This window comes from Nostoc sp., assembly GCF_036916975.1.
Taxonomy (GTDB): Bacteria; Cyanobacteriota; Cyanobacteriia; order Cyanobacteriales; family Nostocaceae; genus Nostoc.
Window position 1 is genome coordinate 25,785 of record NZ_JBALFF010000061.1, and the last position, 12,074, is coordinate 37,858.

General features: G+C 41.4%; 14 protein-coding genes and 1 pseudogene. 7 read left to right on the forward strand and 8 right to left on the reverse strand.

Features of this window, described 5'->3' with window-relative positions; genetic code table 11:
* Positions 1-19: 19 nt before the first annotated feature.
* The 5 genes and pseudogenes from V7K73_RS14635 to V7K73_RS14655 form a co-directional block, all read right to left on the reverse strand.
* Complete coding sequence (locus V7K73_RS14635) at positions 20-466, reverse strand: DUF29 domain-containing protein (protein ID WP_334881087.1); 447 nt, start codon at positions 464-466, stop codon at positions 20-22.
* A gap of 50 nt (positions 467-516) precedes the next feature.
* On the reverse strand, positions 517-870 hold the full coding sequence (locus tag V7K73_RS14640) for a hypothetical protein (protein WP_334881089.1): 354 nt from the start codon (positions 868-870) through the stop codon (positions 517-519).
* An 88-nt stretch (positions 871-958) separates the two neighbouring features.
* Complete coding sequence (acnB, locus tag V7K73_RS14645) at positions 959-3,589, reverse strand: bifunctional aconitate hydratase 2/2-methylisocitrate dehydratase (RefSeq protein ID WP_334881180.1); 2,631 nt, start codon at positions 3,587-3,589, stop codon at positions 959-961.
* A gap of 322 nt (positions 3,590-3,911) precedes the next feature.
* Positions 3,912-4,397: pseudogene (locus V7K73_RS14650) on the reverse strand (DUF4351 domain-containing protein); the annotation flags it as partial.
* Between the two features lie 98 nt (positions 4,398-4,495).
* On the reverse strand, positions 4,496-4,891 hold the full coding sequence (locus V7K73_RS14655) for a hypothetical protein (RefSeq protein ID WP_334881091.1): 396 nt from the start codon (positions 4,889-4,891) through the stop codon (positions 4,496-4,498).
* 681 nt (positions 4,892-5,572) lie between these two features.
* On the opposite strand from V7K73_RS14655, the gene V7K73_RS14660 reads away from it, so the two are divergent.
* From V7K73_RS14660 to V7K73_RS14670, 3 genes are all read left to right on the forward strand, one after another.
* Positions 5,573-5,893: a type II toxin-antitoxin system RelE/ParE family toxin gene (locus tag V7K73_RS14660; protein WP_334881093.1), complete on the forward strand. Its 321-nt coding sequence runs from the start codon at positions 5,573-5,575 to the stop codon at positions 5,891-5,893.
* Positions 5,886-6,179, forward strand: a complete 294-nt coding sequence (locus V7K73_RS14665) for a helix-turn-helix domain-containing transcriptional regulator (RefSeq protein WP_334881184.1) — start codon at positions 5,886-5,888, stop codon at positions 6,177-6,179. Before V7K73_RS14660 ends, V7K73_RS14665 begins: the two co-directional genes overlap by 8 nt.
* A gap of 140 nt (positions 6,180-6,319) precedes the next feature.
* Positions 6,320-6,574 carry a DUF433 domain-containing protein gene (locus V7K73_RS14670; protein WP_334881095.1) on the forward strand — a complete coding sequence of 85 codons (255 nt, stop codon included), beginning with the start codon at positions 6,320-6,322 and terminating at the stop codon, positions 6,572-6,574.
* Here V7K73_RS14670 and V7K73_RS14675 read toward each other — a convergent pair.
* The 3 genes from V7K73_RS14675 to V7K73_RS14685 form a co-directional block, all read right to left on the reverse strand.
* On the reverse strand, positions 6,571-6,948 hold the full coding sequence (locus tag V7K73_RS14675) for a four helix bundle protein (RefSeq protein ID WP_229462544.1): 378 nt from the start codon (positions 6,946-6,948) through the stop codon (positions 6,571-6,573). The two genes, V7K73_RS14670 and V7K73_RS14675, sit on opposite strands and share 4 nt — an antisense overlap.
* A 305-nt stretch (positions 6,949-7,253) precedes the next feature.
* Entirely contained in the window at positions 7,254-8,174 is a 921-nt protein-coding gene (locus V7K73_RS14680; RefSeq protein WP_334881097.1) for a GUN4 domain-containing protein, read from the reverse strand.
* 107 nt (positions 8,175-8,281) lie between these two features.
* Positions 8,282-8,815 carry a hypothetical protein gene (locus V7K73_RS14685; RefSeq protein WP_334881099.1) on the reverse strand — a complete coding sequence of 178 codons (534 nt, stop codon included), beginning with the start codon at positions 8,813-8,815 and terminating at the stop codon, positions 8,282-8,284.
* A gap of 192 nt (positions 8,816-9,007) precedes the next feature.
* On the opposite strand from V7K73_RS14685, the gene V7K73_RS14690 reads away from it, so the two are divergent.
* From V7K73_RS14690 to V7K73_RS14705, 4 genes are all read left to right on the forward strand, one after another.
* Entirely contained in the window at positions 9,008-9,325 is a 318-nt protein-coding gene (locus V7K73_RS14690) for a 2Fe-2S iron-sulfur cluster-binding protein (RefSeq protein ID WP_334881101.1), read from the forward strand.
* A gap of 262 nt (positions 9,326-9,587) precedes the next feature.
* Positions 9,588-9,764: a hypothetical protein gene (locus tag V7K73_RS14695; RefSeq protein WP_334881103.1), complete on the forward strand. Its 177-nt coding sequence runs from the start codon at positions 9,588-9,590 to the stop codon at positions 9,762-9,764.
* A 67-nt stretch (positions 9,765-9,831) separates the two neighbouring features.
* A complete protein-coding gene (locus V7K73_RS14700) occupies positions 9,832-10,899 on the forward strand; it encodes a DUF3326 domain-containing protein (RefSeq protein ID WP_334881105.1) in 1,068 nt (355 codons plus the stop codon).
* Positions 10,900-11,236: 337 nt separating this feature from the next.
* Positions 11,237-11,839 (forward strand): CPBP family intramembrane glutamic endopeptidase, encoded by a 603-nt coding sequence (locus tag V7K73_RS14705; protein WP_334881107.1) that lies wholly within the window; start codon positions 11,237-11,239, stop codon positions 11,837-11,839.
* Positions 11,840-12,074: the final 235 nt, after the last annotated feature.

Genomic DNA, 12,074 nt, shown 5'->3' on the forward strand with positions numbered 1-12,074 from the left:
ATTCATTCCTTCCTCCAACTTAATAAGTATTCTTTAAGGTTTCTTCTAATGTAAACGGAGATTCTTTCGGAAAGAAATTTAATTTAATCCCTGTTTCATCAGATGCTTTAAGACGAGCTTTTTGATAACAATTTTCAAATACTTCTGCAACTAGAGGTTGCAAACTGGGACTATCTTCTAATAATGTATCAATACAGATACGTTGTTCATAAATGGTACTGCGCCAACTTTCACTACGTTTTTCTGGTTGATATTGCCATTTCAGTAAGTGCATTAATAGGACAATTAATCGATTTTTTAATTCGCGTTTTTCACTTCTCCCCATGCTTTCAATTTCTTCAATTAGATTAGGTATATCTATTTGATTAAAATTATTGTCTTTTAACTGCTGGGCAATTGTTTGTGTCCACAAGTAAAAGTCTTGTTCATAAAGGTTTTTTTCATTTATAAAAGATGGACTTGTCATGATAAAAACTCAAGTTAAATGACTGATACAAATTTTTAGGAAAGTTAACGTTAGTTGATTTTATGATGAATGTAATCAACAGCAACTTTAACTGTAGCAAACTCTAAAAAAATATCATCAGGAAAGTCAATATCTTCAAAGTTTACAATTAATTCACCACATATTACATCAGCATTTAATCCACCTGTTTCTCCTACCATTACTGGTTTGTAAAAATAATATTGACTATCCTCCGCCTTAAAATGAAGAACATGGCTAACATAATTATTACTAGACCAATACAGTCGCTCATCATAAATTTCTGACTGAAACAAGGGAAAATCGAAGGTAATTTCTTGTTGCTCAATTTTTATAACTTCAGCAACAATATCTCTAACTTTCTCAAAAATTTCTTGATATTCCATAATTAATGATTACTCATAAGGATTTTTATTTTTTCAATTTTTTATATTTAAAGTTAAGGTGAGCTAAAAAAGCCCACCCTAATCTAAATTAGACCAATAAAGCCTGCTCCTCTTTAGAAATCACGCGCCCTTCATCCTCAAAACCGACGATTTGATCAAAGTTTAAATACCGATACAAATCATCGGCAAAAGGATGAATTCGACTGGCCACAATATCCAAATATTCCTGCACTGTGGGGAGGCGTCCCAGCAGCGCACAAACTGCGGCTAATTCTGCTGAACCAAGATACACTCGCGCATCTTTACCCATGCGATTATTGAAGTTGCGGGTAGAGGTAGAAAACACTGTTGTCCCATCAGCAACTCGCGCCTGATTACCCATACACAAGCTACATCCGGGCATTTCTGTCCGCGCACCCGCAGCCCCAAAAACGCTATATACACCTTCTTCTTTAAGTTGGTATTCATCCATGCGGGTTGGTGGTGCTATCCAAAGGCGAGTTTTTACTTCACCCGCGCCTTCCAAAACTTTCGCTGTTGCCCGATAATGACCGATATTTGTCATACAAGAACCGACGAATACTTCTTGTACTGGATCATTAGCAACTTCCGATAATAATTTAACATTATCTGGGTCATTAGGAGCCGCAACAATTGGCTCTTTGATTTCGTTCAAATCAATTTCAATTATTTCGGCATACTCAGCATCGGCATCGCCTTCTAATAACACCGGATTTGCTAACCATTCTTCCATTTTCGCCACACGGCGCAACATGGTACGCGGATCATGATAGCCCCGTGCGATCATATTTTTTAGTAGCGCTATATTAGAACGCAGATATTCAGAAATTGTCTCTACACTCAGCTTAATTGTACATCCGGCACAAGAACGCTCGGCACTCGCATCGGTGAGTTCAAAGGCTTGTTCAACTTTTAAATCTGGCAAACCTTCGATTTCCAAAATTCGCCCAGAGAAGACGTTTTTCTTGTTCTGCTTGTCTGCTGTCAGCAAACCTTTTTGAATTGCTACGTAAGGTATGGCATTCACCACATCCCGCAGGGTGACACCTGGTTGCAATTCACCTTTAAATCTTACCAATACTGACTCTGGCATATCTAAAGGCATGACACCCAAGGCGGCTGCAAAGGCCACTAACCCAGAACCGCCGGGGAAGGAAATACCCAAGGGGAAGCGGGTGTGAGAGTCGCCGCCAGTTCCCACGGTGTCGGGTAACAGCATCCGATTTAACCAAGAATGGATGATACCATCACCGGGACGGAGGGCGACACCGCCACGGGAGGCGAAAAAGTCGGGGAGTTCGTGATGAGTCTGGATATCTACTGGTTTGGGATAAGCAGCAGTGTGGCAGAAACTTTGAACCACTAAGTCTGCACTGAAACCAAGACAGGCGAGTTCTTTCAATTCGTCACGGGTCATCGGGCCTGTGGTATCCTGGGAACCAACGGTTGTGATGATGGGTTCGCAGGATGTGCCGGGACGCACACCAGGTAATCCGCAAGCTTTACCTACCATTTTCTGGGCTAGGGTGTAGCCTTTGCCTGTATCAAAGCCTTGCTGAGGACGGGTAAAGACTGTACTGGGTTCTAAACCAAGTGCAAGACGAGTTTTGTCGGTGAGGGTACGGCCGATAAGTAGGGGGATGCGTCCACCTGCGCGGACTTCATCGAGGATGGTATCAGGTTTGAGGGCAAAGGTGGAAATGACTTCGCCTGTTTCGTTTGTGATTTCGCCTTTGTAGGGATGGATGGTAATTACCATGCCGGTTTCAAGTTTGGTGACATCGCACTGAATAGGCAAAGCACCGGCATCTTCTGCTGTGTTAAAGAAGATTGGCGCGATCGCACCACCTAAAACATAACCCCCAGCGCGTTTGTTTGGCACAAAAGGTATATTATTTCCTGTATGCCACAATACTGAGTTGATCGCAGATTTACGCGAGGAACCTGTACCAACTACATCTCCCACATAAGCTACAGGATGCCCTTTCTTTTTCAACTCGGCTATGGTTTGCAAACTTCCCGGTTGCCGTGACTCTAACATCACTAAGGCGTGTAAGGGAATATCTGGGCGAGTTGTGGCGCTTTGGGCGGGGGATAAGTCGTCGGTATTGGTTTCGCCAGGAACTTTAAAAACGGTGACAGTAATCGCTTGTGGTACTGTGGGACGAAGGGTAAACCATTCCGCTTCCGCCCAAGAGTCTATCACCCGCTTGGCGAAAGGATTGGTTTTTGATAATTCTAAAACATCGTGGAAGGCATCATATACCAAGAGGATTTTGCTTAAGGCGTTGGCGGCGTAGGCGGCGATGGGTTCTTTTCCTTGTCCACCCATTACCAGAGGTGTTTCGGATGAGTCTGAGACGGATACGGTAGGCCATTGCAGCAAATCGATTAAAGATTGCACATTATAACCACCTACCATTGTCCCTAACAATTGTACCGCTTCTATGCGCGAAACTAAGGGACTGGTGATTTCTTTTTTGGCGATCGCGGTGAGAAATCCAGCTTTGACATAAGCTGCGGGATCTACACCAGGAGAAACGCGATCGCTCAATAAATGCAATAATATATCCTCTTGACCCTTTGGCGGATTTTTCAGTAATTCACATAATTCTGAGGTTTGCTTCGCATCCAATGGTAAAGGGGGAATACCGAGTGCTGCTCTTTCGGCAACGTGTTTACGATATTGTTCTAGCATTTTTATCTTCTCCATTGGGATGTTCTCCCTTCAATTATGAAATATTTTTAGGCAATACTCGGCTATAAAAGTTTAGCTTACTTTTATGATGAAAGCCTTACTGGTAATCGGTTATTAGCAATGTTTTTTATACTGAAGGTTTAAAAAGTATGAGGCGAATAGAATTCGCTACTAGACAAACTCTCGTCCACCTCCGTGGACTAAGAGGAAATCAAGGATTTTTAACTCAGGTTGGTGGGTTTTGTATTTCGACTCCGCTCAACACAAGTCTGTATAGCCGCGACTTTTAGTCGCCAGGTGTAGTAATAATGAATTAGATTGATTATTGGTTTAACCAAGTTTCTAAATCAGCAACACTAGACAAATCTAGCAATGCCTGTCCTAAATTATCTAATTGTTCAATGGATAAACCGGGAATTCGCTCAATTAATGATGCATCAATTTCACCAATACGGCGATTTAGTAGACGCAGTATTAAGTCTTGTTTTCCTTCTTCCCTACCCTCTTCTTTGGCTTGTTCTCTGTCTCTTTGATAAAGTGGTTCTAGTCGCATAATTAACTCCCTATCATCTGCTTCTAATTCTTGATTTACTCTCAAGTTTTCGCGCGAGTTGTAAACTAATTCGAGAGTTTGTTTCTGGTATGGATAATCTAATGGTAACGCTTGCAACTCGATAATTGCTTGTGACTGCACATTCCCTCTTCCTAAAAGCCTCAACCATAATATCTCTGCTGTTTGGGGTAGTTGGTGTATCGCTACAATTGTTGTCCGCAACGCATCTGGTAGAAAATACACTCCCGATAACCAATTCGTAATGAAATAGATCCCCCACTTGTCAAAGAAGTCGGGGATCTGCTGGACACTTTGAATTTTCACAGATACAGACGCGATTAATCACGTCTCTACTAGGCGGTTATTGCATTTTCATCTGATGTTTTATCTGTGTTAGACTTTAAGCGTGTCAATCTGCTTTTACGAATACGATCGCTGTCTCGAACGCCACCTGCAAGTTCATATTCATTGCTGTTTTTGCCGTACTTGAAACCAACCCCCATCAGCATTTTGTCTGAAACCTGATTTAAGGTTTTTTCCATCTCATCCAACTTTGTTTTAGAAGAGTCAATCATAGCTATAGCAGCGTTATAATCATCAAGCATATTGTGAAAATTGTCTATTAATTGAGTCAGGTTTTGCAAGTTGTAAGTATCATCAAACTTGATATTTTGATCGATAGCTTTCAGTCCGGCAACTCTAAATTCAGCTTTTTCTAGAATCCGGGAACTACGTTTTTTGCGAGACATAAATTTATACAGATATTAAAGCTTTACAGAACTATTTTGTCTCAATTAATCTGTATTCTGGATCAGCAAAAAGCGCAGTCTTTTAGTAAAAGTTTTTATTTATGCCCGTATTTTCTCGGATTTTAATTATTAAAGGTTAATTTTCACCAAAATAACTAACATTATGTTTAAGCAATAGACAATAGCCCACAGCATTGCTCATTAGTCAACTTAAGCCTGGGCGAATGGAATTCGCGGCTACACAGGCAAAGTCCGCCTGCGCGGACTAAAGTCAAATTAAGGGTTAGAAACCCACGGAGGTGGGTTTTGTTTGTATAGACGCGGTTTATAACCGCCCGTTTCCCGTTAAGTTGACACTTATGAGCATTGCTGTGCCTCTACAAATGGTCTGTATTCTATATCAACAGCGATCGCTTTAACTTTAAGCCTTAATATTGTAACCTTAAGCCTTTATGTTCTAGCTTATCGGCTTAATGTTGTAACCTTAAGGCTTTATGTTATAACCTTAAGCCTTAATATTGTAACCTTAAGCCTTTATGTTCTAGCTTATCGGCTTAATGCTGTAACCTTAAGAGTCAATATTGTAACATTGATGACTAAAGTTTGTTGGTGAGTGCAATCATCGCTACATAGTGTATATTGTTAATTTACAGCGATCGCAGAGCTTAAAAAGATTCCAATATGGAAGCTTCACCAAAGGAGATCAGGAATTATTTAAGGATTGATGGTATAAATCCTTTCTCTGAGTGGTTTGACTCTTTGCGCGATATTAGAGCTAGGCTTGACCGAGTAGAAGCAGGTAATTTAGGTGATTGTAAATCAGTTGGTGATGGAGTTTTTGAACTGAGAATAGACTACGGTTCTGGCTACCGCATATACTTTGGACAGCAAGACTCAACAGTTGTTATTCTTTTGTGTGGTGGTGATAAAAGCACTCAAGATAAAGATATTGCTAAAGCCAAGGAATATTGGGAAGACTACAGGAGTAGAGATGATGCCTAAAAGTACAAGCTATCATGAAAAACTGATTCAAGACTTAAAAAATCCACTAGAAGCCGCAGCTTATATCGAAGTTGTTTTAGAAGAAGGCGACCCAAAAATGTTGAGTAAGGCGCTGAAAAATGTCATAGAAGCGCATGGTGGAATTGATCGGCTTTCTGCACAAGTCAAGGAAATCTATAATAAACTTGATCAGATGCTATCAGATAAAGGCGAAATTGAGTTTTACAGTCTAAATTCTTTGTTGGATACTTTAGGGTTACATTTGGCAGTGACAGTAAAGCCATAATTCCAGTTTTTTATTATTGAATAATGGCGATCGCTCTTGAGTGTTTACAATTAAAATGCGTAGGTGTAACTCAACCTAAGCATCGCATTCAATCCAGTCTGTGATACATTAACAGACATACTGCCAAAAATCTCAATAGTATGACAACTACTACAAACTCTCGCTATGTTATCCGACAGCCTGATGTTTTATCAGGTGAACCGATTATTAAGGGAAGTAGAACCCCTGTGAGAGCAATTGTTGAAAATTGGCGTTTAGGTATTAGACCAGAAGAAATTCCGCTACACTTACCTCATTTAACCTTAGCGCAAGTCTTTGATGCTTTGAGTTTTTACTTAGATAATCAAGCAGAAATTAAAGCAATTCGCAATTCGCAATTCGCAATTCGCAATTAACTAGATAGGTTGCCGTTAATTTTATCTTTGATTTTTCGGGTAGAAGCAACTAGAATTTTACCAATTTCTTTAGTTTCTTGGAGAAGAGACTCAAATTTATTTTTTTCAACTAATTCCGACTCGATTAATATTTCTAGCCAATATTCAGTTTCTCTTTCTTCCTTAAGTGCAATTTCCAATTTGTGAAGGAAATCTTTATTGGATTGAGCAGATTGAGCTTCTCTGACATTTGCACCAATGGAAGTACCACTACGTAGTAGTTGATTTGATAATGTTCGGCAAACTCCAGGCTTTTCATCTAAGAAACTACAAGCTTTCACTATCCTGATTGCCAAGGCTTTTGTTCTATCACTAATAGAAATATTTTGATTCATACATTTCAGTCTGAATTAATAATATTTTTCACCAGACTTAAAGCAATTCGCAATTCGCAATTCGCAATTTGTTTAGAGTAAAATAAATAACATTTAATTTAACAAACTTTAGGGATTTAAGTCCCCTGCCTAATAAGGGCAGCGCGTTTTGTGTAGGAGTCTAAATCCCCGTCACAAAACGTAATTGCGTTAGCGTAGCCCATTGCGAATTGCGAATTGCACCGTGCCAGGTATCGGAATTCTGAAATGTTGATTCTACCGTGCATTTGGGGTTGGTAATAAATCTTTATAAATATCGGAAAGCCTTAGATGTTACAGTTTACAAGTCTCGATGCGAGAGAAGAGAACATCCTCAACTTACTCATCCCCCCCCATCCCCCTCTAGGGAGGTGTCCTCTTGGGGAAGAGGTATCAAAAGTAACTTTAGAGTAAGAGATCCAACTTCTTTCCACTCTCCATCCTATGCGATCGCCTAACTTTTCCCAGGCTTCTTCGTAATACTTGCCGTCAACTTTACCGCCAACGCTCAAGTAAATTTCCTTCTGGACGCTGAAGCCAAAGTGTGCATTGCTGTATTTTACCCATAAGCGGTCAATTGTGCGTAAGTCAGTGCAAGGAAAATTTAAGAGTTCGTCTGAGGTGAACCAGTCGCCATCTTTTTTACCTACAGCCTGAATCATCACCCGATAGGTTTCTTGGTCGGCTTCCTTCCAGTTTTGTGCTGCTAGTAGGTCGCGCAGTCTGGTGTAGTTTATGCCTTTTTCTGAGGATAGCTCATCTGTTTTAGGCGCTGTCGGCTGAATTATGGGCGTTGTCCCTGGCTTTTCCCCAGTAATGCCCCACATCAACTGTCCCATCGGTTCAGGATTCTGTAAACGGAAATCCACCCACATTAAACCCTGGAGAAATACAGGTAGTACTGGCTCTTGTGGTGCATCTGCCAAAAGTACGGGAATAACTGGACATTTTCTCTGAACAAATGCTCGTATAAAAGCTTTTATCTCTTGATCTTGCCAAGGGCCAAATCCTGAATTACCTACAAAAACAGCTGCTGCTTGAATCTGGTTTATCTGTTCGTCTAAGGAATCTTGCCAAGAAAAACCAGGACGTAAATGCCAAATATCCAACCAAGGTGAAATTCCGCGTTGCTTTAGTTGTTCTGCAACTTGGATAACCGCAGGTTTATCCTTGCTGTTATGACAAAGAAAAACATCAAATTTTTCCATTAGTTATACCAATTCTCCAAAATGAGGCAACAGATGTAAATCAGGAACCTCTTGCTGTATCTAAATTTCTTAATTGCGAATTGCGAATTGCGAATTGCGAATTGGTATCACTCCTCCACCCCGGCAATTTTTGCTAAAGCCTTAGCGTAATCTTCCAACCCACCGCGCAAAACTTCCAACTCACTTCGCAACTTGGGTTCCTCCGACCAACTCTGCTCGTGTTCCTTGGGACTCACCCCCACAGGTCGTCTAGCTTCCCACGCTTGCAACAACGGATGCCATTTAGCCAAAAACGGCCTTAACCCATTATTCAACACTGCGATGCCTGCGGCGGGCTGCGCCAACGCAATTCCCCCCACAGAATCACGAGAAGCCCCCACATCAGGCCCGGCGGCTTTGAGAACTTCGCGGGTTGTACCAAATAAACTATAAAGAGAGTTCATCGCTTCTCGTACCAAACCCTGGTCAACTTCCAAAGCTTGTACAGCAATGCGTGTAACCAATTCCACATACAGCGACCAAGCCGCCTTCTTTTGTGTGGTGTCAACTTTCCAAGCCATCGAACCAATGCCAAAAGGCAGACTTACAGATACAGTCTCTAAAGAAACGCGATGCCTACGGCGGGCTACGCCTACGCGCATATTTATAGTGAGCAAATTTAACTAATTTATTTGTGTATTATATAGTAAATAATGTTACTAATATACAAAATGCTTAGAATCAGTTGCGATAATTGTTACTCTTTAACCTAAATTTTTATAGTAACATCTGGATATTTTTAACTAATTCAGATACACTCATAAGTTTGTCCGTTGCATCACCTTATTTTGTATATGCCAAAAATTTACACCGTAGAAATTCATCACCAAGGCAAAATTCATACCTTGGAAGTTCCTGAAGATAAAACTATTTTATCAGTTGCCGATGCTGCTGGTTTAGAATTGCCAAGTTCTTGTAATGCAGGTGTTTGCACAACTTGCGCCGGTCAAATAAGCCAGGGAACTGTGGATCAAACTGATGGTATGGGCGTGAGTCCAGATTTGCAAAAGCAAGGTTACGTATTGCTTTGTGTTGCCAAACCCCTTTCTGATTTGAAACTTCAGACAGAAAAGGAAGACATAGTTTATCAGCTACAATTTGGCAAAGGTTAATAATTAGTAAACAGTTATCAGATGATGTTTGTAAAGCCCTGGCGACTAGAAGTCGCGGCTACACAGACAAAACCTGCCTCCGCAGGTTAACAACCCTTAATTTTTTCTTAGTCCACGGAGGTGGACTTTGTTTGTCTAGTAGCGAATTCTATTCGCCCAATACTTTTAAAACATCCTCTCAGTACTTTATAAATAACATAACTATTTCATAGCAACTGATATCAGTTATTCTAGAAAGTACAAATCAACAGGATATACCAAGATGACGACTCATTTTATTACCGCAGAAATTGATTTACAAGAAACTCCCGCAGAATTATTAGAAGTAATTGAAACAGAGTTGAAGAAAGAAGGGGAACCCCTACGTTGGGCAGTTACCTCTGTGGATGTTGAGGAACAAAAAGCTACAGTTGAAGCCGTTGTTACGAGACGCGATTAACCCTTGTCTCTACAATATTTGATGGCTTGTGATTCATCAACTCATAACTCAGCACTCATAACTTAAGATGAATCGTCCATACACCGCTATCTTAATTGTACCAACTGGTGTTGGGGCTGCCATTGGGGGTTATGCAGGAGATGCTTTACCTGTTGCCAAGGTTATAGCACAGGTTTGCGATCGCCTAATTACTCACCCCAATGTCCTTAATGGCGCTTCTTTGTACTGGAACCTTCCAAACACTTATTATGTTGAAGGTTACGGGCTTGACAAATTCGCTTCTGGATGCTGGGGTTTGCGTCCAGTCCGCACTAATAAGGTAGGTTTGCTTTTAGACCAAGCGATTGAGCCAGAGTTGCGGCTACGACATATACAAGCAGCCGATGCAGTTAGAGCAACTCTAGGATTGACCCTAACAGATTATGTAATTACTGATGCCCCATTAGATGTAGAATTACGAACTACAGCATCAGGAGCTAGTTGGGGAACAATTGGTAACCCAGATAGTTTATTACGGGCGGCTGAGATATTAATTAAAAAAGCGGGGGCAGAAGCGATCGCAGTTGTTGCCCGTTTCCCCGATGATATAGACTCAGAAGCAGTAGAGAAATATCGCCACGGTGAAGGTGTTGATCCTTTAGCGGGTGCAGAAGCCGTAATTAGCCATTTGTTAGTACGAACCTTTCAAATTCCTTGCGCCCATTCTCCCGCCCTTTTGAGTGAATCTCCCCAACCAGATTTATCACCCCGTTCCGCCGCCGAAGAATTGGGCTATACCTTTTTGCCGTGCGTCCTTGTCGGATTAAGTCGTGCGCCCCAATTTATAATAGACAAAAGACAGATTGCATCACAGCAAGAAGATATTTGGGTAGATGAAGTAGATGCTGCGATCGCACCTGCAACTGCTTGTGGTAGCAGTGCCTTACTGAGTTTAAGCCAAAAACGATGCGAAATAATTACAGTAGAAGAAAATAAAACTCTAATAAAAGTTCCTCCCCAACCGTTGGGGATCAAATCTATACAGGTAAACTCATATTTAGAAGCAGTGGGTGTATTAGCAGCACACAAAGCAGGTATTAATCCCTCCGCTCTCCGTCCCAAATTATTACCTTTGCAGCCACTAATTAAAAGTTAGGAGTTAGGAGTTAGGAGTTAGGAGTTAGGAGTTAGGAGTTAGGAGTTTGGAGTTAGGAGTTTGGAGTTAGGAGTTTGGAGTTTGGAGTTAGGAGTTTGGAGTTTGGAGTTTGGAGTTAGGAGTTAGGAGTTAGGAGTTTGGAGTTAGGAGTTATCAAATGCTTCCCTTACTTCCCCTGCTCCCCCTGCTTCCCTTACTTCCCCTGCTCCCCCTGCTTCCCTTACTTCCCCTGCTTCCCCTGCTTCCCCTGCTTCCCCTGCTTCCCCTGCTTCCCCTGCTCCCCCTGCTCCCCTGCTCCCTCATCTCCCTCATCTCCCTCATCTTCCCCTAAAAACCCGTGATTGAACAACAAAAGAAAGAGCCAGAAATTCCATACCTGACGCGCATCCAAGTACTTGGGGCGATGGGAGCGACTGCAATCATTTTGTTAATAGTCGCCAAACTTTCGTTATACCTTGGCAACTTTTCCCTATTTTCTTGGGACTTGAACCAAAGAGAGTTGCTCTTAGGTGTAGGGTTAGGATTCGCCATCACCGCGTTAAGTGGCGTAGCTTATCGCGTTTGGACTGCTTATCGTAAAAGTGCAGATTATTATCTAGAAGTGGTACTGAAGCCCTTAGCCTTACCGGACTTAATTTGGCTGGGGTTACTACCAGGGTTGAGTGAAGAATTATTATTTAGAGGTGTAATGCTGCCAGCTTTAGGCTTAGATCATGTGGCTGTTATTATATCCAGTCTTTGCTTTGGCATCTTGCATTTTAGCGGTTCTCAACAATGGCCTTATGTGATTTGGGCAACAATTGTCGGGATGATATTCGCATATAGTGCTCTGCTCACGGGCAACTTATTAGTGCCGATTGTCGCTCACATTATTACCAATTGGATTTCTAGCTATTTCTGGAAAATGTCGCAATTACGGCAATTAAAAAATAAATTTTGAGCTTCTAGGAATAGTGCTTAGGCGTAGCCCAACCCAGGCATCGCACACTGAGCTAATAGTCCCTAAAGGACTCAATAAATCTACTGCTGCGCTTTCTGTTGGGCAGGAAGCCTACACTACACTCAAAGACTCAGTGTAGGGAGTTCACTCAATTAGACTATAATACATACATTTAATATCAATTCACGAAAACTCTGATACGTCATATAGATAGATTTTCGTAGGGTCATGGCAT

Bases quoted from the DNA above. Each gene is read 5' to 3' on its own strand.
- V7K73_RS14635 (WP_334881087.1), bottom strand. From the start codon at position 466: ATGACAAGTCCATCTTTTATAAATGAAAAAAACCTTTATGAACAAGAC.
- V7K73_RS14640 (WP_334881089.1), bottom strand. From the start codon at position 870: ATGGAATATCAAGAAATTTTTGAGAAAGTTAGAGATATTGTTGCTGAA.
- acnB (WP_334881180.1), bottom strand. From the start codon at position 3,589: ATGCTAGAACAATATCGTAAACACGTTGCCGAAAGAGCAGCACTCGGT.
- V7K73_RS14655 (WP_334881091.1), bottom strand. From the start codon at position 4,891: ATGTCTCGCAAAAAACGTAGTTCCCGGATTCTAGAAAAAGCTGAATTT.
- V7K73_RS14660 (WP_334881093.1), top strand. From the start codon at position 5,573: ATGGAAGCTTCACCAAAGGAGATCAGGAATTATTTAAGGATTGATGGT.
- V7K73_RS14665 (WP_334881184.1), top strand. From the start codon at position 5,886: ATGCCTAAAAGTACAAGCTATCATGAAAAACTGATTCAAGACTTAAAA.
- V7K73_RS14670 (WP_334881095.1), top strand. From the start codon at position 6,320: ATGACAACTACTACAAACTCTCGCTATGTTATCCGACAGCCTGATGTT.
- V7K73_RS14675 (WP_229462544.1), bottom strand. From the start codon at position 6,948: ATGAATCAAAATATTTCTATTAGTGATAGAACAAAAGCCTTGGCAATC.
- V7K73_RS14680 (WP_334881097.1), bottom strand. From the start codon at position 8,174: ATGGAAAAATTTGATGTTTTTCTTTGTCATAACAGCAAGGATAAACCT.
- V7K73_RS14685 (WP_334881099.1), bottom strand. From the start codon at position 8,815: ATGCGCGTAGGCGTAGCCCGCCGTAGGCATCGCGTTTCTTTAGAGACT.
- V7K73_RS14690 (WP_334881101.1), top strand. From the start codon at position 9,008: ATGCCAAAAATTTACACCGTAGAAATTCATCACCAAGGCAAAATTCAT.
- V7K73_RS14695 (WP_334881103.1), top strand. From the start codon at position 9,588: ATGACGACTCATTTTATTACCGCAGAAATTGATTTACAAGAAACTCCC.
- V7K73_RS14700 (WP_334881105.1), top strand. From the start codon at position 9,832: ATGAATCGTCCATACACCGCTATCTTAATTGTACCAACTGGTGTTGGG.